This window comes from Sphingomonas sp. PEI4 (assembly GCF_056679955.1).
Genome location: NZ_CM155258.1, coordinates 2707088 through 2728154, shown reverse-complemented (window position 1 = coordinate 2728154; position 21067 = coordinate 2707088). Strand labels below are relative to the sequence as shown.

The 21067-nt window shown below is 66.4% G+C and carries 19 protein-coding genes; 8 read left to right on the top strand and 11 right to left on the bottom strand.

The genetic code is table 11. The annotated features are described in order from the left end of the window. Window positions 1–21: 21 nt before the first annotated feature. Complete coding sequence (locus AC1MLZ_RS12680; RefSeq protein WP_480958781.1) at window positions 22–1023, top strand: threonine aldolase family protein; 1002 nt, start codon at window positions 22–24, stop codon at window positions 1021–1023. Next, complete coding sequence (locus tag AC1MLZ_RS12675) at window positions 1020–1940, top strand: DMT family transporter (protein WP_480958780.1); 921 nt, start codon at window positions 1020–1022, stop codon at window positions 1938–1940. Before AC1MLZ_RS12680 ends, AC1MLZ_RS12675 begins: the two co-directional genes overlap by 4 nt. Here the strand turns inward: AC1MLZ_RS12675 and AC1MLZ_RS12670 are convergent. Beyond that, entirely contained in the window at window positions 1853–2689 is an 837-nt protein-coding gene (locus AC1MLZ_RS12670) for a Rossmann-fold NAD(P)-binding domain-containing protein (protein WP_480958779.1), read from the bottom strand. The two genes, AC1MLZ_RS12675 and AC1MLZ_RS12670, sit on opposite strands and share 88 nt — an antisense overlap. Beyond that, on the bottom strand, window positions 2686–4368 hold the full coding sequence (locus AC1MLZ_RS12665; protein ID WP_480958778.1) for a M28 family metallopeptidase: 1683 nt from the start codon (window positions 4366–4368) through the stop codon (window positions 2686–2688). The genes AC1MLZ_RS12670 and AC1MLZ_RS12665 overlap by 4 nt, the downstream gene beginning before the upstream one ends. 104 nt (window positions 4369–4472) lie before the next feature. On the opposite strand from AC1MLZ_RS12665, the gene pepN reads away from it, so the two are divergent. Then, entirely contained in the window at window positions 4473–7061 is a 2589-nt protein-coding gene (gene pepN / locus AC1MLZ_RS12660) for an aminopeptidase N (protein ID WP_480958777.1), read from the top strand. Window positions 7062–7203: 142 nt separating this feature from the next. Here pepN and AC1MLZ_RS12655 read toward each other — a convergent pair whose 3' ends face one another. Together AC1MLZ_RS12655 and AC1MLZ_RS12650 are read right to left on the bottom strand one after the other, a co-directional pair. Next, window positions 7204–7632, bottom strand: coding sequence for a nucleoside deaminase (locus AC1MLZ_RS12655; RefSeq protein ID WP_480961547.1), 429 nt, complete (start codon window positions 7630–7632; stop codon window positions 7204–7206). A 60-nt stretch (window positions 7633–7692) separates the two neighbouring features. Continuing rightward, complete coding sequence (locus tag AC1MLZ_RS12650) at window positions 7693–7911, bottom strand: hypothetical protein (protein ID WP_480958776.1); 219 nt, start codon at window positions 7909–7911, stop codon at window positions 7693–7695. Window positions 7912–8071: 160 nt separating this feature from the next. Here AC1MLZ_RS12650 and rpmB point away from each other — a divergent pair, with 160 nt between their 5' ends. Then, a complete protein-coding gene (gene rpmB / locus AC1MLZ_RS12645) occupies window positions 8072–8371 on the top strand; it encodes a 50S ribosomal protein L28 (RefSeq protein WP_056053386.1) in 300 nt (99 codons plus the stop codon). A 210-nt stretch (window positions 8372–8581) separates the two neighbouring features. On the opposite strand, the gene AC1MLZ_RS12640 is transcribed toward rpmB, so the two are convergent. Beyond that, complete coding sequence (locus AC1MLZ_RS12640; RefSeq protein WP_480958775.1) at window positions 8582–9607, bottom strand: esterase-like activity of phytase family protein; 1026 nt, start codon at window positions 9605–9607, stop codon at window positions 8582–8584. Window positions 9608–9762: 155 nt separating this feature from the next. On the opposite strand from AC1MLZ_RS12640, the gene AC1MLZ_RS12635 reads away from it, so the two are divergent. After that, on the top strand, window positions 9763–10146 hold the full coding sequence (locus tag AC1MLZ_RS12635; protein WP_480958774.1) for a glycine zipper 2TM domain-containing protein: 384 nt from the start codon (window positions 9763–9765) through the stop codon (window positions 10144–10146). Window positions 10147–10431: 285 nt separating this feature from the next. Here AC1MLZ_RS12635 and AC1MLZ_RS12630 read toward each other — a convergent pair whose 3' ends face one another. The 6 genes from AC1MLZ_RS12630 to lgt form a co-directional block, all read right to left on the bottom strand. Next, window positions 10432–10950 carry a phosphoribosyltransferase gene (locus AC1MLZ_RS12630; protein WP_480958773.1) on the bottom strand — a complete coding sequence of 173 codons (519 nt, stop codon included), beginning with the start codon at window positions 10948–10950 and terminating at the stop codon, window positions 10432–10434. A 120-nt stretch (window positions 10951–11070) separates the two neighbouring features. Next, window positions 11071–12405: a cystathionine gamma-synthase family protein gene (locus AC1MLZ_RS12625; RefSeq protein ID WP_480958772.1), complete on the bottom strand. Its 1335-nt coding sequence runs from the start codon at window positions 12403–12405 to the stop codon at window positions 11071–11073. A gap of 90 nt (window positions 12406–12495) precedes the next feature. Then, a complete protein-coding gene (gene pgeF, locus AC1MLZ_RS12620; protein ID WP_480958771.1) occupies window positions 12496–13254 on the bottom strand; it encodes a peptidoglycan editing factor PgeF in 759 nt (252 codons plus the stop codon). A gap of 159 nt (window positions 13255–13413) precedes the next feature. Next, entirely contained in the window at window positions 13414–13926 is a 513-nt protein-coding gene (locus AC1MLZ_RS12615; protein ID WP_480958770.1) for an N-acetyltransferase family protein, read from the bottom strand. Continuing rightward, a complete protein-coding gene (locus AC1MLZ_RS12610) occupies window positions 13923–14960 on the bottom strand; it encodes a class I SAM-dependent methyltransferase (protein WP_480958769.1) in 1038 nt (345 codons plus the stop codon). Before AC1MLZ_RS12610 ends, AC1MLZ_RS12615 begins: the two co-directional genes overlap by 4 nt. Window positions 14961–15050: 90 nt before the next feature. Beyond that, the gene (lgt, locus tag AC1MLZ_RS12605; protein WP_480961546.1) at window positions 15051–15932 is read right to left on the bottom strand and encodes a prolipoprotein diacylglyceryl transferase; all 882 of its coding nucleotides are present in this window, start codon (window positions 15930–15932) and stop codon (window positions 15051–15053) included. A gap of 70 nt (window positions 15933–16002) precedes the next feature. Between lgt and AC1MLZ_RS12600 the strand changes: the two genes are divergently transcribed. The 3 genes from AC1MLZ_RS12600 to hemH all read left to right on the top strand — a co-directional run bounded on the left by AC1MLZ_RS12600 (window position 16003) and on the right by hemH (window position 21043). Next, window positions 16003–17691: a class I adenylate-forming enzyme family protein gene (locus AC1MLZ_RS12600; protein ID WP_480958768.1), complete on the top strand. Its 1689-nt coding sequence runs from the start codon at window positions 16003–16005 to the stop codon at window positions 17689–17691. Between the two features lie 161 nt (window positions 17692–17852). Continuing rightward, entirely contained in the window at window positions 17853–20039 is a 2187-nt protein-coding gene (locus AC1MLZ_RS12595; protein ID WP_480958767.1) for a xanthine dehydrogenase family protein molybdopterin-binding subunit, read from the top strand. Further along, the gene (gene hemH / locus AC1MLZ_RS12590; protein ID WP_480958766.1) at window positions 20036–21043 is read left to right on the top strand and encodes a ferrochelatase; all 1008 of its coding nucleotides are present in this window, start codon (window positions 20036–20038) and stop codon (window positions 21041–21043) included. Before AC1MLZ_RS12595 ends, hemH begins: the two co-directional genes overlap by 4 nt. The last annotated feature ends 24 nt before the right edge of the window (window positions 21044–21067 follow it).

Here is a 21067-nt window from a genome sequence, read left to right as displayed (position 1 = left end):
GCATCGCAGCATGTCTCACCCATGCGCTTCTTCTCCGACAATGCCGCCACCATCCACCCCCACGTCATGGCCGCGATAGCCGCCGCCGACTCGCTCGACACAGCCTATGCCGGCGACGCGTGGAGCAAGCAGCTCGACGGCCGTCTGTCGGAACTCTTCGAAACCGAGGTGGCCGTCCTGTGGGTCCCCACCGGCACCGCCGCCAACTGCCTCGCGCTCGCCGCACTCTGCCCCCCGCACGGCGGCATCGTCTGCCACCGCGACGCGCACATCCAGAACGACGAGGGCGGCGCGCCCGAATTCTACACCCACGGCGCCAAGCTCTTCCTCGCCGACGGCGACGGCGCCAAGCTGACCCCCGACACGATCCGCACCGTCGTCGACGCGATCCCCGACGACGTCCACCGCGTCCAGCCGCACGCGATCTCGATCACCAACGCCACCGAATATGGCCGCGTCTACCAACCCCACGAAGTCGATGCGATCGGCGCTCTCGCCAAAGAGCGAGGGCTCGGCTTCCACATGGACGGCGCGCGTTTCGCCAACGCCATGGTCCACGCCGGCTGCTCGCCCGCCGACATGACATGGCGCGCGGGCGTCGACGCGCTGAGCTTCGGCTTCGTCAAGAACGGTGCGATGAGCGCGGAGGCCCTGGTCTTCTTCAAACCCGAGCTCGCCGCCGTCACGCAATACCGCCGCAAGCGCGCCGGCCTGTTGTTGTCGAAGGGCCGCTACCTCGCCGCACAGATCCTCGCCATGCTCGACGACGACCTCTGGCTCGCCAACGCCAAGACCGCCAACGATGCCGCGGCAAAACTCGCCGCCGCGGCGGGCGACCGCCTCGTCCACCCGGTCGAAGCAAACGAAGTCTTCCTCCGCGCCACGCCGGACGAAGCCGCGGCTCTCCGCGCAAAAGGCTTCGACTTCTACGACTGGGCAGCCGGCGAAATCCGCCTCGTCACTGCGTGGGACAGCCCGGCGGACGCGGTAGGCCTGCTCGCCGACGCCATCCGCGAGCTGTGACCGGCCCCACCGACCCACCGCAGTCGACCCGCGCCGCGGTACTGATCCCGTTCGGCATCGTCACGCTGATCTGGGGCTCGACCTGGCTCGTCATCCGCGACCAGATCGCAGTGGTGCCGGCGAGTTGGTCGATCAGCTACCGGTTCCTCGTCGCCAGTATCGCGATGGCGATCTATGCAGCGGTCAAGCGCGAGAGCTTCAAATTCGACGCCCGAGGCTATGCGTTCGCAGCGGTGATCGGGATCGCGCTGTTCACGTTCAACTTCAACTTCGTCTACCGCGCCGAGCATTACGTCACCTCCGGCCTCGTCGCGGTGGTGTTCGCGCTCCTGCTCGTCCCCAACGCGATCTTCGGCCGCATCTTCCTCAAGCAACGCCTCGGGCGCCAACTAATGGTCGGGTGCGCGGTGGCGATGGCAGGGGTCGCGTTGCTGTTCGTGAACGAGGCGCGGGTCGATCCGCACGGGCCGCGCTCGGCGACGATCGGCATCGTGCTGACCCTGTGCGCCGTCCTTTCGGCATCGGTCGCCAACGTCATCCAGGGCAGCGCGTTTGCGAAACGCTATCCGATGGCGCCGACGCTCGCGATCGCGATGCTGATCGGTGCGAGCCTCGACGCGGCATTCGCCTGGATCACCACCGGACCGCCGGTGTTCGAGGCGCGCTTCGGCTATGTCGCCGGCATCCTCTACCTTGGCGTGTTCGCGTCGGCGCTCGCCTTCCCGCTCTATTTCAACGTCATACGCGCGATCGGCCCGGCCAAGGCGGCCTATTCGGGCGTGATCGTCCCCGTGATCGCGATGCTGCTATCGACGATCTTCGAGCGTTATCACTGGTCGACCTTGGCGGTCGCCGGCGCGATATTGTCCGGCATCGGGCTCGTCATCGCACTCAGCGCACGCAGGCCGGCACGGTAGTCGGGCCAGGCGGGCGTCCAGCCGAGCACGCGCTTGGCCTTCCCATTCGCCACCCGCCGGTTCTCGTTATAGAATCCGCGCCCCATCGCCGACAGCTCCTCGAGCGTCACGAACGGCGGCGCGGGCATCCCAAGCAGCATCGCCGCGAACGCCACCACGTCGTTCTGCGACGCGGGCACGTCATCGGCGAGGTTATACGCCCCCGCCGGCGCGCCAAACCCGGCGATCACCCCCGAGACGATATCGTCGACATGCGCGCGGCTGAACACCTGCCCCGGCCGCTCGATCCGGTGCGCCTTCCCGTCGCGCACCCGGTCGAGCGGCGAGCGCCCGGGACCATAGATCCCCGGCAATCGAAACGTCCGCGCACCGATCACGAGCCAGTCCGCATCCGCCGCCGCCCGCGCGCTCCGCCGGCCGCTACCGATCGGCGCAGTCTCGTCCACCCACGCGCCCTGCGCATCGCCGTACACCCCCGTCGACGACAGATACCCGATCCACGCGCGCGTCCGCAGCAACAGCGAACCGTAGCGCCCGAGCACCGGGTCCGCCTCATGCTCGGGCGGCACCGAGGAGAGGATATGCGTCGCCGCTGCGATCTCCGCGGTCACCGCATCCGTGTCGTCGAACCGAAGCGTACCATTGCGCCCGTCCCGCGTCGTACCGACGACGTGCCAGCCGTCCGCCGCCAGCCGCTCGGCAAGCCGCGACGCGGTGTAGCCGAGACCGAAGACCAGCAGCCGGCTCATTTTACCACCGCTGCGCCAGCCATCGGACCCTTATAGAGCGTCCCGAAATAGTCGCCCGTGTTCCACACCGGCCGCTGCGCACCGTCGGCGATCTCGCGCGCGATCCGGTAGTTCGCATCGACGAACCGCACGCCCTGATCCCACAGGATCGGCTGCGTCAGGTCGTCCGACGGCTTGTGGTAATTATTCGCCATGAAATACGCGACCGCAGCCTTGCCCGGGCCCTTCTGACCCGGCCACAGGAACACCGACGGGATACCCTTCTGCACGAAGCGGAAATGGTCCGAGCGGACGAAGATCCCCTCCTCCGGCATCGGATCGGGCGACAGGCCGACGCCGATCGCCGCGACCGCCTTCCGCACGATCGGCCCCAACGTGGAACGCTCGGCACCGAACACCACCATGTCCTCGAACTTGTACGTCAGGATCGGCATGTCGAGATTCACGTCCGCGACGATCGAGGTCAGCGGCACGGTCGGGTGGTTGCTGAAATAATCGGACCCGACCAGCCCCTTCTCTTCGCCGGTGACGGCCAGGAACACGATGGTCCGTTTCGGCGCCTGCCCGCTGGCCGTAAAGCGCTTGGCCTCCTCGATCAGGCTGGCGATGCCGATCGCGTTGTCGAGCGCACCGTTGTTGAGCGCGTCGCCCTTAATGGGCTTAGTGATGCCGATGTGATCGAGATGCGCCGACAGCACGACGACTTCCTTGCCGACCACCGGATCGCTGCCGGGGATCACGCCGACGACGTTGCTGCTCGCCGCGGGTACGAAGCTTGTCTTGGTCGCGACCGTCAGCGTGCCGACCAGCGGCATCGACTTGAACTTGGCGTTGTCGCCCGTCGCCTGCTTGACGATCCGGCTCCACGGCGTCTTCGCGCCGGCGAACAGCTTGGCCGCACCGGCCATGCTCACCGTGCCGAGCGACGGCGCGCCGGGGGCATCGACCTTGCCGGTCCCATCAGGTTTCGCCCACGTCATCCGCGGAGTCGCGTAGGAGTCCGCCAGCTTGGCGAAGGTCCGCACCTTGGCCGAACGCGGGCTCTCCAACGTGATCACGCCCACCGCGCCCTTGGCCTGCGCGATCGCCGCCTTGGTGCCGCCCGACCCGAAGAACGCGCGCTCCTCGCCCCCAAACCGCGCGGGCGAGCCGCCGAAATACGCGACGATCTTGCCGCGCACGTCGACGCCCTTGTAATCGTCCTGTCCATATTGCGGCGCATCGATGCCATAGCCGACGAAGACCACGGGCGCCGAAACGCTGGTCTCCGCCTTCGCGCCGTTCGCGGCCGGCACGTAATCCTGACCGAACACGAGCGGCTGCGCGACCCCGCGACCGGTCCAGACGAAATCGCCCTTGCTCGCCGCCTTATAGCTGACCAGCGGCACGGCTTGGAGATAACCGCCCGCATCGCCACCCGGACGAAGCCCCGCGGCATAGAATTGCGCCGCGACATATTGCGCGGCGATGTCGAACTCGGGGCTGCCAGCCTCACGCCCCTTCATCGCATCCGACGCAAGGAACAGCACATGCGCCTTCATCGCCGCCTGGTCCGCCGGCAGCGGCGCAGCGAGCTTTGCGTTCAACTCGGCGTTGTTGGGTGCCGCCACCGGCGCAGTCTGAGCGAGCGCAGAAGTAGAAAGCGCGAGCACCGCAAGCGCGCCAAGAGGACGATACATCCGGAAATCCTTGCAAAGGAACGTGTTGCAGCCGCGTAGCATGCACCGAAACCCGCGCAAGCTTTGGCTGGCGATAGGCGGCCACGGCCCTATATTCGCGGCATATGCTCGACATCCAGAACAGTCTCGCCCACCCGCTCGTCATCCGCCGCGAGGATTACACCCCGCCCGAGTGGCTGGTCCCCGAGACGAAGCTGGATTTCGACCTCGATCCGTCGACCACGCGCGTCACCGCGACCTTGTCCGTCACGCGCAACGGCGTTCACGCCGAACCGCTCCGGCTCGACGGCGCAGGACAGAAGCCGCTCTCGATCACGGTCGATGGCGTAGCGATCAACGACTGGCGGATCGACGGCGAACAGCTCGTCATCCCCCTCACCGGCGCCGCGCATGTCGTGGAAACGCAGGTCGAGATCGCCCCCGATCGCAACACGCAGTTGATGGGACTCTACGCCTCGGGCGGCAATCTCTGCACCCAATGCGAGGCGGAAGGCTTTCGCCGCATCACCTATTTCCCCGACCGCCCCGACGTCCTCAGCGTCTATTCGGTCCGCCTGACCTCGGACAAGAAGCACTTCCCTGTGTTGCTCGCGAACGGCGATCCGGTCGCACAGGGCGACCTCGAAGACGGCCGCCACTGGGCGACTTGGCACGATCCGTTCCCGAAACCCTCCTACCTCTTCGCGCTCGTCGCTGGCGATCTCGCCGTAAACCGCGGCAGCTTCACGACGATGTCGGGTCGCGAGGTGTCGCTCGGCATCTGGGTCCGCCAGGCCGACCTGCCAAAGACCGATCACGCGCTGAAGGCGCTCGAACTCGCAATGGCGTGGGACGAGACGACCTATGGCCGCGAGTACGACCTGGACGTGTTCAACATCGTCGCGGTCGACGACTTCAACTTCGGCGCGATGGAGAACAAGGGCCTCAACATCTTCAACTCGCGCTACATCCTTGCCGACCCGGATACCGCGACCGATTACGACTACGACGCGATCGCCGCGGTCGTCGCGCACGAATATTTCCACAACTGGTCGGGCAACCGGATCACCTGCCGCGACTGGTTCCAGCTGTCGCTCAAGGAAGGCTTCACCGTCTACCGCGACCAGGGCTTCTCCGCCGACCAGGGCTCGCGCGCGGTCAAGCGCATCGAGGACGTCCGCGGTCTGCGCGCCTCGCAGTTCCCCGAGGATTCCGGCCCGCTCGCCCACCCCGTGCGTCCGGAATCCTACCAGGAGATCTCGAACTTCTACACCGCGACCATCTACAACAAGGGCGCCGAACTGATCCGGATGATGGCCGCGATCCTGGGTCCGAAAGGCTTCCGCGCCGGCACCGACCTGTATTTCGACCGCTACGACGGCACCGCCGCCACCTGCGAGGATTTCGTCACCTCGATGGAGGAAGGCGGCAACGTCGACCTCACCCAGTTCCGCCTCTGGTACTCCCAGGCTGGCACCCCCCGCGTTTCGGCGAGCCTGTCGCACGAGGGCGACCGCGCAACGCTGCGGCTCGCGCAGCAGGTGCCCGCAACGCCCGGCCAGCCGGTGAAGTCGCCAATGGTCCTGCCGTTGCGTGTGAAGCTGTTCGGCGCGGAGTCCGGTACGGCGCTGACGGAAGAACGGCTCGTCCTGTTCGACGACACGCTCGACACGATCGAGTTCGAAGGCCTCGCCGAGCGCCCGGTGCTGTCGATCAACCGCGGCTTCTCCGCCCCCGTGGTGGTCGAGACCAACCGCACCGCCGCCGATCTCGCCTTCCTCAGCGCACACGATGACGATCCGTTCGCGCGCTACGAGGCGATGCAGCAGCTGATGCTCGATGCGCTGGTCGCCTCGGCGGGAGGGAACGCGGATCACGAGGGCGTGATCGCCGCGGTCGCGAACACGCTCGCCAACACCGATCTCGACCTCGCGTTCGTCGCAGAGGCGGTGTTGCTGCCGCCGGAGAGCTTCATCGGCGACCAGATGACCGTCGTCGATCCCGAGGCGATCTTCCGCGCACGCGAGGCGTTGCGACGCGATCTCGGCACGCGGCTGGAGGCGCAATGGCGGCAGGCCTACGCGCGTGGTGAGCGTCAGCCCTATGCCTACACACCCGAGGGCAAGGGCCTGCGTCGCCTGCGGACGGTCGCGCTCGGCTATATCGCGGCGAGTGGCGCAGCGGATGCCGCAGACCTCGCGTTCGCGCAGTTCGATTCGGCGGACAACATGACCGATCGGATGGGGGCATTGACGACGCTGGTGAGCAGCGAGTCGGAGATCCGCACCACCGCGCTCGACATCTTCTACAGCCAATATTGCGACAACGCGCTGGTGCTCGACAAGTGGTTCCAGGCGCAAGCACAGTCGTCGCGCAACGATACCGGCGCGGTAGTCGCCGCGCTCGCCGAGCATGCCGACTTCACCCTCAACAACCCCAACCGCGCCCGCTCGCTGATCGGCGCATTCGGCGCGAACCAGCGGGCGTTCAACAATGCCGACGGGAGTGGCTATCGCTTTCTCGCGGACCAGTTGATCGCGCTCGACCGCCTGAACCCGCAGACCGCGGCGAAGCTACTCCCGCCACTGGGCCGCTGGCGTCGGTTCGATTCGATTCGGTCAGGTCTGATGCGAGCGGAGCTGGAGCGGATCGTCCAGACGCCGGGGCTATCAAAGGACCTGTTCGAACAAGCGTCCAAGAGTCTCGAAGGCTGACCAAACCCACTCCGTCACCCCGGACTGGTTCCGGGGTCCACGGTTCCGCAAACTCAATCGCTCGAATGTGCGGAGCCGTGGATGCCGGAACGAGCCCGGCATGACGGATTACAAGTGGTGGCGCCGTCTCATGCGATACGTCCTACCGGCGACTCGCAAAGAATTCCCGCAGGATCGCCGCCGCCTCAGTCTCCGCAATCCCCGCGTAAATCTCAGGCCGGTGGTGACACGTCGGCTGACCGAAAAACCGCGGTCCATGCTCGACCGCGCCACCCTTCGCATCGGCCGCCCCATAATAGAGCCGCGCAATCCGCGCATGAGCGATAGCCCCGGCACACATCGCACAAGGCTCCAGCGTCACCCAAAGATCGCAACCCTCAAGCCGATCGCTCCCCAGCACGCGAGCCGCCGCGCGAATCGCCTGGATTTCAGCATGCGCGGTAGGATCGCACAACGCCCGCGGCGCATTGGCGCCCACAGTTATAATAACGCCGTCTTTAACGACAACGGCGCCAACCGGAACTTCCCCGGCCAGCGCCGCATCGCGTGCCGCATCGAGCGCGCGGCGCATAGGTTCAGGGACCGGGAACATGGCCTCGAGCCCTGCCCCGCGCGGTCCCTCAGGTAAAGCTCAGTTCGGTGCCTGGCTGTTGGCCGGCTTCTCGACGTTGATCGTCGGCACGGCGACGGTCTTGTTCTCGGTGCCCAGCGTGACCTTGCCGACGTCGGCCTGGAACTTCGGCGTCTGGACCATTCCCGGGCGAGTCTGGTCGATGTTGATGATCCCGAAATACATCAGGCCGACCACGACCAGCACGACGATCGCGACCAGTGACAAGAGCGTACGCATGAGACATCCCCTTTATTCGAACAGTTCGATAGCGTAACAACGTCCCTCGACGCCGCCGGTTGCAAGACACGTTTTGCGCACAATCGGTTGACGAAAGCCGGCGTGCCAGCTATCCGCGCGCCTTTCCGGGGTTCCTCCCGACACTTGAATAGGTAATCACATGTCGCGCATCTGCGAACTGACCGGCAAGGGCCGGATGGTCGGGAACAACGTCTCCCACGCCAACAACAAGACCAAGCGCACGTTCCTGCCGAACCTGCAGAACGTCACTTTGCTCTCCGATTCGCTCGAGAAGGGCGTCAAGCTGCGCGTTTCGACGCACGGCCTGCGCACCGTCGAGCACAATGGCGGACTCGACAATTGGCTGGTGAAGGTCTCGGACGACAAGCTGTCGCTCCGCGTTCGTCGCCTGAAGCGCGAAGTCGTCAAGAAGATCGCAGCATCGGCAGTCGCCGCTTAACAGCGACGTCGTGATGCGATCACCGCGGCCCGCCCTGCACACCGCAGGGCGGGCCGTCGGCGTTTGTAGGTGCGCGGTTCTGCATCAGCCCGGTATTCCTTCCCAGTCCGTCACCCCAGCGAAAGCTGGGGTATCCCAATTGGCGCGCGCTGCGACCCGAACGGGGAGATCCCAGCTTCCGCTGGGATGACGGTCGGCCGGTATCGTCCGCTACCGATCCAGCCGGAACTTCAGCAGCAGCGTGCGCTGGAGAAACATCTGGTTGTCGTCCGACACGATCCACACGATCGTCTTGCCGTCCTCGATCGTCGTATCGATCCCCTCGAAATTGTCGTGGATCAGCGGCGCGTCGATCGTCGCGATCAGGCGGCCGCGAGCGATTCGCCCCGCCGCTACGTCCTCCGCTGCCACCAGCGAAATCCGCACCGAGAACGTAAACGGCAGCCGAAACGCACGATCGAGCACGAGCAAGTCGCCGTTCGGCAATGCGGTGACGTCCGACGGATCGTAGCGGCCATAAGGTTCGTACGCGAAACGCAGCGGCGGCGCGGCCTGGGTCGGGTCGCCCGCGAAGTTCAACGCCTGTCGCGTATGCAGGCGCTCCTTCTCCGATCCGGTCCAGTCGGTTCGACGCACGTGCGCCTCCTCGCTGATGACGACGAATCGCCCATCGGGCAGCCGCGCCATCGACTCGGGACCGCCATTGGTAGGCCATTTCTGCATAGCTTCGGGCGCCACCCGCGCCTCGTATCGCGCAAATCCCGACGCATAGCGCCAGATCGAGTTGGCATCCTCGAAGCCGACCCAGATCTTCCCGGTTACCGGATCGATCGCCATTGATTCGCTGTCGCGGTCGCGCTTTTCCCAACCGATGCCAGGCCCTGCCGGCAGGTTCTTGAACGCGACCCGGTGCGGAAGCCAGTCGGCGCCCATGTCGAACTGGACGATGTTGCCGCCATCGCTCAGCACCGTGAAGCGATTGCCGGTCGCGGCCGGCGTGACGTCCAGCGACGAGAATCCCCCGAACGCCGGATCGCGGCTGTCGAGCACCACCCCGCCAAGATAGGTGAGCCCGCCGACGCGCACATGCCGCGGGTTGGTGCGGTCGAGCATCACGCGCGTCGCAGTCAGCTGCGCACGGCTGCCAAGCAGGTCGAGCCGCGCTTCGCCGGACCAGGTCGGCACGATCGCACAGACGCTCACGGCGACGAACAGGACAGTGATCAGGCGCCGCATCGCATCCTCATAGGGTCTCCGGCGCCGCGCGAAAGCATGAACGGCGGATAACGGAGGCATTCAGGCTCGGCTCAATGCGAATCACCCATAAGCACCTCATCGAGGATGGAAGCACGGTCCCCGCCGCCGCCGAAATCCCCAACGGGAGACGCACGATGTTCAAGACTTTTACCCTCGCCGCCAGTGCCCTCGCATTGGGTGCGACCGCCCTCGTTCCCGCCGCCGCCGAGGCGCAGCGTTATGGCTCGCGCTACGAGCGTGGCTACGACGGCTACCAGGGTGGTGGCTACCGCGATCGTGGTTACGACCGTGGCTCCCGCGAGTATCGCGGCAACGACCGCCGCTACAACGCGCGCAATCGCCGCGGTTGCGACAACACCGGCGGCACGATCATCGGCGCACTCGCCGGCGGCTTGCTCGGCCACACCGTCGCAGGTCGTGGTGACCGGACACTGGGCGCAGTCCTCGGCGCCGCCGGTGGTGGCCTCGCCGGCAACGCGATCGATAAGTCGGATAACCCCCGGTATTGCCGCCGATAGGCCTGGCAACGCCCAGGCCGGTGCGAGCGCAAGCGAGCAATCGCCGGCACGGACGGCGGGCAGGCAGCGCCTGACCCGACCGACGACGGCTTTGCCGACGTCCCGCCCGTTCGGGCCCAACCAGTTTCCCAGTTCCCTCGCGTAGCGTATCGAGGGCGAGGGCCGGCTTCCCGTTCGGAAGCCGGCCCTTTGTTCGTCCACTGTTTTCCTGCGAACGCAGGAATCCAGGGTTACTCAGCCCAGCCCGCGCAACCCTGGGCTCCTGCGTTCACAGGAGAACGGCAATTACGCGATCCGCCCAGGCACCTCAGCCGCATCCTCGGCAATCGCAGCAGCCGGCGCCACCGCCTCCCAAGGAAACACGAACCAGTCCTTCGTCACCGCCCGGTCGATCGTCCGCGCGCTATAGTCGATCCGCTCGGCCGAACTGACATTGTCGATCAGCATGGCAAACCGCACCGCCCCCTCGACCGCCCCAGCCGCCGCCAGCGCACCACGCAGATGCGTGATCGTCCGCCCCGAATCGTTGATGTCGTCGAGAAACAGCAACCGCTCGCCATCGCGGGTGCGCGCGGCGAGCTTTACCAGCGGTTCGTCGGCGAAGTCCTTCACCTGGCTCGAATAATCGACCGACAGCGTCGGCAGCCCGATCGCATGGCTGAGGAATACCGCCGGCACGAGCCCACCACGACCGATGCCGATGATGTAATCGGGTTTCCACTCGGTATCCTCCACCAGCTTGGCGGCGAGGATGTGGATCGCGGCGACGAACTCGTGCTGCGGGATAGGGGTAAAGATCGGCATCGGCAGATGCTACCGGCTTGCAGTTGTGAGAGCTAGCCGTTCTCCTGCGAAAGCAGGAGCCCAGGGTTGCGAGCACAGCGGTCGCGACCCTGGACTCCCGCGTTCGCGGGAGAACACTACTCAGATCGTCTCCAGCGCCTGCTCGAAATCGGCGATCAGATCGTCCGGATCCTCCACCCCGATCGAGATCCGGACGAGATTGTCCGTGATCCCCAGCGCCTGCTTCCGCGCATCGGGCACCGACAGATGCGTCATGCCCGCAGGATGGCTCGCCAACGTCTCGGTCCCGCCCAAAGACACCGCCAGCTTGGCGATCTTCAGCGCGTCGAGGAACGCGAAGCTCTCGCGTTCGCCGCCCTTGAGGTACAGCGAGAAGGTCGAGCCGCCACCGGTGCAATGGCGACGATAGATGTCTGCCTGCCGCTCCATGCCCGGCTCATCCTCGAGAAACCCAAGATACGCGACCCGCTCCACCTTCGGATGATGCCGCAGGAAGCCGCAGACCTTCGCCGCATTCTCACCCGCGCGGCTCATCCGCAGTTCCAAAGTCTCCAGCGACCGCAGCAACATCCACGCGGTGTTCGGATCGGTGATCGTCCCGATCGTGTTCCGCATAGTCCGGATCGTGTTGATGTGCTCCTTCGTGCCAAGCACGCCGCCCGCCACGAGATCCGAATGCCCACCGACATATTTCGTCAGCGAGTACACGACGATATCCGCGCCATGCTTGAGCGGCTGGAACCACAGCGGCCCCAGGAATGTGTTGTCGATCGCGATCGGTGGCTTCTCGCCCTTGAAGATCGCATCCCGGCTCGCGGCGACCGCTTCCACATCGACCAGAGCGTTGGTCGGGTTCGCCGGGCTTTCCAGATAGATCAGCGCGACATTGCCGGTCGCCGCCTCGGTCATAACCGCGTCGATCTCCTCACGCGTCGCGCCCGCTGGGAAGTCGAGCCACTTCACCCCGAACTTGCCCAGCACACGGCCGATCAGAGTCTCGGTCGCAGCATACAACGGCCCCGAATGGACGATCGTGTCGCCCGGCTTTACCATTGCGAGGAACAGCGTCGCGATCGCCGACATGCCCGATGAAAAGGCGAGCGCGTCCTCCGCCTCTTCCCAAACGCCGAGGCGATCCTCGAGGATCTCCTGGTTCGGCCCGTTGAAGCGCGAATAGACGAGCCCCTCGGCACCGCCGGGACGCTTGCCGGTGACGCCTTCGAAGTGACGCTTGCCCGCCGCCGCGTTGGGGAAGACGAAGGTCGAGGTGAGGAAGATCGGCGGCTTGAGCGAGCCTTCCGACAGCGCCGGATCGTAACCATGGCCCATCATCAGCGTGGACGGCTTCAGCTTGCGCCCACCAATCTCGCCGATCGATGGTTTCGGCGCGACCCGCGCGGCGACCCCGGTCAGGTCGGCTTCGGTTTCGTTCGCGTCATTCGGGGTATTGGCCATCATTCTACTCCTGCGTGGCCCGTCTGGCGCGGGCCGGATGCGTGGAGCCTAAACGAGCCGTACGGGATTTGGGACCCGTTACAGCCCCCGTTACAGGCCGATGATGCTGATCTGACGCCCATAGGAGGGCTCGCCGCGATGGGTCGCGCGCCGATAGCTGAAGAAGCGGTCCTCATCGGTATAGGTATCGAGCCCGAGCGCTTCGATCCGGCCGATCCCCGCGACCGCAAGCCGGCTGACGACATAGGCCTCCAGGTCGAACTGGTAATGGTCCGCACGACCGTCGGCGAAGAAGCGCTCGTTCTCCGGATCCGCCTCGCAGAACCGGCGGATGAACGCGTCGTCGACCTCGTAGCTCGCGCGCGCGATGCACGGCCCGACCGCGGCGACGATCCGGTCGCGGTGCGCGCCGATCGCCTCCATTGCGACAATCGTCGCATCGGTGACGCCGCCGAGCGCACCTTTCCAGCCGGCATGCGCCGCCGCGACGACGCCAGCCTCCCGGTCGGCGAACAGCACGGGCGCGCAATCCGCGGTGAGGATACCGAGTGCGAGCCCCGGGCGGTTGGTGACCAGAGCGTCGGCATGCGGACGGATCGCGTCGTCGAATGGCTCGATGACGGTGACGGCGTCGGCGGAATGAACCTGGTAGAGACCGACGAGCTTCCCGCCGGGAAGGACGGCTTCAGCCGCGCGGCGGCGGTTCTCGGTGATGTTCTCAGGAGCGTCGTCCGAGCCGATGCCGACGTTCAGGCTCGCATAGGCCCCGGTGGACACGCCGCCACGACGTCCGAGGAAACCGTGCGGGACATCGCCGAGGGATTTGGCGCGGATTGCGTCGATGGTCATATCGACCGCCCCACCCACTTATCCACCCGGGCGAAGGCCGGGGCCCAATTGGGGGACGTTGCTGACAGAGTACTGCGCATCGTTACCGCGACCTTTCCAATTGGGCCCCGGCCTCCGCCGGGGTGGTGTAGTTCCGCACGGTAACGGTAGCGCAGACCGTCACAACAGCAGCCGCATGATCCGGTCATCATCCGGCTGCTCCCCGACCATGAACACATACCGCCCGATCTCGACGAAGCCGTAGCGCTGGTAGAACCGGTGCGCCCGGTGGTTATCCACATACACGCTGAGGATAATCTCCGTCCGCCCACCGATTTGTGCGGTATCGATCGCCCAGTCCATCAACGCCGGACCAACACCCGCGCCATGCTGGTCACCACGCACGTAAAGCTGGTGAAGTTCGATCGCCGTCGTCGGCCAGTCGCCCGGAAACGCCACGGGTCCAATCTTGGCAAACCCGACGATCGCATCCGACTCGTCCACCGCCACGCGCACCGTGAAGGCAGGATCGGACAGCTGTGCCGGCAGCCCCTGCTCCCCGAAAGTCTGGTCGAGAAACACGGCAAGGTCTTCGGGCCGATATAGCGTGCCGAACGTGTCGGTGAACGACCGCCTCGCCATCGCGGCGAGTTCTGCCCCGTCGCCTGGCACGGCATCGCGGTAGGCGATCATGCAAATGCCGCCGGGGTTGGCCAATTCGGCGCGGTAATCGCGAGCGCTTTGAAGAGAATACCCATGTCGTCCATCAACCTCCTCCGATCCGCAGCCAAGGCTTCCGCCCGCCCAGGCGACGCCTTGGCGAGCGTCGACGTCCGCGAATCGATCCCGAGCCCGCCGAGCAGGTCGCGCTGCGTCACCGGCCCCCACGCGACCGCGCCCTCGGCCTGCGCCGCGGCGGCGAGCGTGGTGAAGTCGACATGCGCAGTCAGGTCATGCTCGCCGGGCGCCTCGAACGGGTTCGCGAAGGCATGCCCGCGGACCGCCTGCAAGCTGTCGCCCAGCGCCGGCCCCTCATAGCCATAATCGATCGCGATCAGCGCACCGCCCTGCGCGGCGATCCGCTTTGCGAGACCGCGGATGATGGTGACAGCGGCGGGCGAGGTTTCGAGGATCGACCCCGCAGGAGCATCGCGGAACGGTTCGGGAATGACCGCGTCGGGCAGCGGCGTCCCCGCGATCGGCAGGAACAGCAGGTCCTGCGCGGCGACGAGCCGTTCGTGCCACTGCTCGCGCTTGACGAGTTGCCGGATCGGCAGCGCATCGAAGAACTCGTTGGCGACGACGATCAGCGGCCGATCGGTCGGGAGCGTATCGATCGTGTCGTGCCACGCCGCAGCCGGCACGCGCTCTGCCTGGGCTTTGCGGAGGGTTGGACTGGTCTCGACGAAGTGTATTTCGGGTTCGAACCCCGCTTTCGCCATCGCCCGCAGCGCATCCGCGGCCAGAGTCCCCCGGCCCGGCCCAAGCTCGACCCACGCCACATCAGGCCGCCCCGCGCGGTCCCAAAGATCGGCGCACCAGAGGCCGACAAGCTCACCGAACATCTGGCTGATCTCGGGCGCAGTGGTGAAATCGCCCCCCGCCCCCAGCGGATCGCGTGTCGCATAATACTGCGCGTTGGCGGCCGCCATATACTGCGCGACGGGGATCGGGCCCGCGAGTGCGATCGCACGGGCAAGGCGTTCCGGGAGGGCGGTGTCAGTCATCAACGAAGAACCTTGTGTCCCCGCGAAGGCGGGGATCCAGTCTGGGCTCCCGCCTTCGCGGGAGAACAAAGAAGGGTAGGTTGGGCCTAGTTAAGCGACGCTCTGCGACCCCGCGATCGACTCGACCCGCACCCGCCGCTTGGCCGACGTCGCAATCAAATACGCCCCACCGACGATCATCGGCACGCACAGCCACTGGCCCATGTGCAGCCCGGTTTGCTCGGCAAAGGCCCGCAACTGCGAATCAGGCTCGCGGAAGAACTCCGCCGTGAACCGCGCAAGGCCGTAGCCGAGCACGAACAACCCGACGAGCTTGCCCGGGTCATACCGCGCCTTGGTCTTCCAGAACGCGAACCACAGCAGCGCGAACAGGACTATGCCCTCCAGCCCCGCCTCGTAAAGCTGGCTCGGGTGCCGCGCCGGCTCGACCATCCCGAACGGCACGGTGCGCTCGAAGATGATCCCCCACGCGACGTCGGTCGGCTTACCCCAGAGCTCGCCATTCACGAAGTTCGCCAGCCGCCCGAAGAACAGTCCGAACGGTACGCAGCACGCGATATAATCGTGCACGCGCAACCAGTTGAGCTGGTGCTTCCGCGCAAACAGGATCAGCCCGATCGACGTGCCGATGACGCCGCCGTGGAACGACATCCCGCCGTCCCAGAGCCTAAAGATCCGCAGCGGATGCAGGAACATCTCGGGCGCGTAGAAGATCACATAGCCGAGTCGCCCGCCAAGGATGATGCCGAGCGTCGCGTAAAACACCAGGTCGTCGGCATGCCGCCGCGCCATCGGTGCGCCGGGCTGTGCGAGCAGCTTCAGCAGGTACCACCAGCCGAGCAGGATCCCGCCGATATAGGCAAGGCTGTACCAGCGCAGCGTGAAGAAGCCGATCGAGAAGACGTCGGGATGCAAGCCCAAATCCTCGAAGCGAATGTGACTGCCGACGGCAGCCGAAATGGTCGACAGGATCAAAGGCTTTTCCCCACGCGTTCGCCCCTGCATAAAGAGCCATAACGATAAGACCAAGTAGGAGAGCGATATGCGGACCGAGCTAGACCTAGCTATGGATTCGACGATGGCCGCGCTGACCGCCCCCGACGGCATGCTGGCGCTCGGTTCGGCCGAGCGGTTCGGCGTCACGCTGCCGACGATCGCCGCCGCCCCGCCCGCGCTCAGCTACTATTTCGCGCACTACGCCAACGAGCACCGGGAGACCGTCTTCCTCGTCTCGGGCGACGAGCGACTGACGTTCGGCGAGGTCTATGCCGCCGCCGAACGTTGCGCGCGGGCGCTGGTCGGCGGGTACGGGATCGCGAAGGGCGACCGCGTCGGGATCGCGATGCGCAATTCGCCGTCGTGGATCGTGCTCTACATGGGCATCATCATGGCCGGCGGCGTCGCGACTTTGCTCAACGGATGGTGGCAGTCGGAGGAACTGGAGACGGCTATCGGCGAGGTCGATTGCACGCTCGTGTTCGCCGATCCGCCGCGCGTGAAACGGCTCATGCAGATCGCGGCCCTGCGCGCGCCGGTAGTCGAGATCGATGATTCGCGACCGCTCGCCGAAGCGCTCGGAGCCGTGTTCGCGAAGGACGATCACACCGCCGACCTGCCGCTGCTCGGCCCGGAGGATCACGCGACGATCCTCTTCACGTCGGGTTCGACCGGCCAGTCGAAGGGCGCGCTCTCCGAACACCGCGCGGTCGTGCAGGGCATCTTCAACTATCTCGGCCAGGCGATGATGATGCTCGGCATCGCCACCGTGCAAGGATCGCCGCCGGTCGGCCAGCCGGTCACGCTGCTGACGATCCCGCTGTTCCACATCACCGGGGAAGTGCCGGTGTTCCTCCAGAGCTTCGCGATGGGGCGCAAACTCGTGCTGATGCCCAAATGGGACGCGGGCGAGGCGATGCGGCTGATCGAAGCGGAGGGCGTCACCTATTTCGTCGGCGTGCCGCTGATGAGCTTCGAGATCCTCAACCACCCCGATCGCGCCAACTACGACCTCTCGACCGTCACAGATTTCGCCGCGGGCGGCGCCCCGCGCCCGGTCGATCACGTCCGCCGCATAGACGAGGAGATGGGCGGAAGCGCGCCGCTGATCGGCTATGGCCTGACAGAAACTAACGCGGTCGGCACCGGCAACTGGCGCAGCAATTACCTCGCCAAGCCCAATTCGGCCGGCCGCCCCAGCGCGCCGTTGGTCGACCTCGCGATCCTCGACGATGCCGGCCACCCAGTCGACCAGGGCCAGCGCGGCGAGGTCTGCATCCGCTCGATCTGCAACTTCAAGGAATATTGGAACCGCCCCGACGCGACCGCCGCGGCGTTCACGTCGGACGGCTATTTCCGCACCGGCGACATCGGTTACCTCGACGACGACGGCTATCTGTTCATCGTCGACCGCAAGAAGGACATCATCATCCGCGGCGGCGAGAACATCTCGTGCCAGGAGGTCGAGGCGGCGCTCTACGAGCATCCGGCAGTCGCGGAGGCCGCCGTCTTCGGCCTCGCGGACGAACGCTTCGGCGAGGTCCCCGGCGCGGTAGTCGTGCCGCAGGACGGCGAAACGCTGACGTCGGACGATCTCTGCGCGTTCCTCCACCAGCACATCGCCGCGTTCAAGATACCGCAGCGGATCTGGATTTCGGAGCAGCCGCTGCCAAGACTGGGGACGGAGAAGATCGACAAGGTCACGCTGAAAGCCACGTACCGAGCGCTAACCTAAACTGTCCCTCTCCCCTCCGGGGAGAGGGAAGGAGGAGCCGAAGGCGACGGAAGGGTGAGGGGCGTGAGTCTCCCCGGCGGCGCGTCGGAGTCCCACGCCCCCTCATCCGACGCTGCCGCGCCACCTTCTCCCCGCAGGGGAGAAGGATTAGAGCGCTCAGCATGACGATCAACAGGCGCAGCATACTCGTCGGCGGCGGCGCGGGGATCGGTCTCGTCGTCGCATGGAGCCTCTGGCCGCGCCACTACGCTCCCAACCTCGTCGCCAACCCCGGCGAAACCCCGTTCGGCGCCTGGCTCAAGATCGGCACCGACGGCCACGTCACCGTCGCCGTCCCGCAAGCCGAACACGGTCAGGGCGTCTACACCACCCTCCCCCAGATCGTCGCGGACGAACTCGGCGCGGACTGGCGCACGATCGGCGTCGAGCCCGCCCCCCTCAACCCGCTCTACGCCAACCCAATCGGCACGCACGACCTGTTCGAAGGCCTGTTCGACCGCCTCCCGGACAGCCTCGCGGAACCCATGCTCACCGGCGGATCCAGTTCGATCCGAATGTTCGAGCAAGCCTGCCGCGAGGCCGGCGCAGGCGCCCGCGCGCTGCTCTGCATGGCGGCGGCCAAACGCTGGGACGCCGACTGGACCCAGGTCAACGTCGACGCCGGCTTTTGCACATACCAAGCCAAGCGCATCCGCTTTGCCGAACTCGCCGAGGAAGCCGCGAAGTTCACCCTCCCCGATCCCCTCCCGCTCGGCATCCAGGGCGCGGGCAAGCTTGTCGGCAAGTCGGTCCCCCGGCTCGACACACCCTCGAAGGTCGACGGTTCGGCCAACTTCGCCGGTGACGTCCGCCTCGCCGACATGGTCCACGCCGCGATTCGCCAGGGCCCGGTCGGCGGTCACCTGACAAAGGTCGACCGCGCCGCCGCCGACCGTATCCGCGGCGTATTGTCGGTAGTCGAGAACCCGCGCTGGGTGGCGACAGTAGCAACGACATGGTGGGCCGCACAAAAGGCGCTCGACGCGCTCGCGCCCCGGTTCGAGAACGACGCCCGCCTACCCGACTCCACGTCAATCGATGCAGCGCTAGACGCCGCGCTCGCACGTCCCGGCACGCCGATGGCGTCCGCAGGCGACGTCGCCGCGACCTTCCAAGGCGCCAAGCTCGTCACCGCGACCTACCGCGCCGGCCTCGGCCTGCACGCCGCGATCGAGACACGCAGCGCAACCGCCTCCTTCTCCAACGGCCGCCTCGAACTCTGGCTAGCGACTCAAGCCCCCGGTCTTGCGCGATCGGCGGCGGCGCGCGCAGCGAACCTCAGCGAAGACGCCGTCGTCGTCCACCCGATGCTGATCGGCGGATCGTTCGGCGCAGCACTCGAACACGACGTCGCGGAGCAAGCCGCCGTCCTGGCAGTCAAACTCCGCCGCCCGGTCAGCCTCGTCTGGTCGCGCGGCGAAGACTCGCTCCACGACCACTACCGCCCGCCCGCAGTCGCAAAAATGGCCGCACGCCTCGCCCCCAACGGCGCGATCATGGGCTGGTCGGCAAACATCGCCGCCCCCTCCACCGGCGCCGAGATGGCACGCCGCATGATGCCGGGACTCGCCACCGAAGCCGCGCTGATCGGCACCAAGGGCGATCGCTACGCCGTGGCCGGCGCAACGCCCGCCTACCGCATCCCGGCCTACGCAATCGACCACCACCCCGCCGACATCGGCCTCCCCACCGGCCACCTTCGCGGCGGCGCGCATGGCTACACCGCGTTCTTCACCGAATGCTTCCTCGACGAACTCGCGCGCGCGGCGCAGTCCGAACCGATGTCGTTCCGCATCGGCATGCTCGGCGGCGAACCGCGACTCGCGCGCTGCCTCTCGACCGCGGCGGCACTTGGCGGCTGGAACGGCGGCGTCGCCGGCAGCGGCCAGGGGATCGCAGCCCACGCCTTCCGAGGCAGCTATATCGCGGTGATGGCAGAGGCGCACATGGGCGCGGACCAGCGCCCCGTGGTCGACCGCCTCGTCGCCGCAGTCGATTGCGGCGCGCAGATCAACCCCGACATCGTGGCGCAACAGATCGAGGGCGGACTGATCTTCGGCATGGCCGCCGCGCTTGGCGCATCGACCGGCTTCACCCGCGGCCTCGCCGACGCACGCGGGTTCGACACGATCGCCCTGCCCCGCCTCGCCGACACGCCCGACATCACCGTCGAGGTGATTCGCAGCGACGAGGCCCCCGGCGGCGTCGGCGAACTCGGCGTCCCCGCGGTCGCGCCGGCGATTGCCAACGCACTGTATGCGTCAACAGGCTTTCGCATCCGCAATTTGCCTTTAAGACCAGCACCATGACCCTGCCCACAGACCACCCCCCGATCCCGAAACCCAAGATCGGCGTGCTGCTGATGAACCTCGGCACCCCCGACGGCCCCGATGCGAAATCGGTGAAGCGCTATCTCGGCGAGTTCCTGTCCGATTCGCGAGTCGTCGAAATCCCGCAGATCGCGTGGCAGCCGATCCTGCGCGGCATCATCCTCAACACCCGCCCGAAAAAGTCCGCGCACGCCTATGCGCAGGTCTGGCGCGACGACGGCTCGCCGCTGGCCGCCATCACCCGGTTGCAGGCGGCGGCGTTGAAGGATGCGTTCGGACCGGAAGTGCTGGTCGACTGGGCTATGCGCTACGGCAATCCGTCAATCTCGGACCGACTGACGGCCATGAAGGCCGCAGGTTGCGAGCGTATCCTGCTCGCACCGCTCTACCCGCAATATTGCGCAGCAACGACCGCGACCGCGAACGACAAGGCGTTCAAGCATCTGGCAGGCCTGCGCTGGCAGCCGGCGATCCGCACGCTCCCGCCTTACTATGATGACACGCTGTATATCGATGCGTTGAAGGACTCGCTTGAAGAGGGCCTTGCCGCGCTCGATTTTACCCCCGATGCGATCGTCGCGAGCTTCCACGGGATGCCGAAGCGCACGTTGCAGTTGGGCGATCCGTATCATTGCCACTGCCAGAAGACCGCGCGGTTGCTCGGTGAACGTATGGGCCGCGAACTGACGATCGCGTTCCAGTCGCGGTTCGGGCCGCAGAAATGGCTCGGCCCGGCGACCGACGAGACGCTCGTCGCGCTCGCCAAGGCAGGCAAGACCAAGGTGGCGATCTTCGCACCCGGCTTCTCCGCCGATTGCCTGGAGACGCTGGAGGAGCTGTCGATCCGCGGGCGCGAGAGCTTCGAGGAAGCCGGCGGCACGGATTTCGCCTATCTCCCCTGCCTCAACGACAGCCCGGTCGGCGTAGAAATGTTGCGCAGCATTTTAGCGCGCGAGCTTGAAGGATGGGTGCGGGCTGGCTAGCCTCCGGCAAAAGGCTGAACCTGG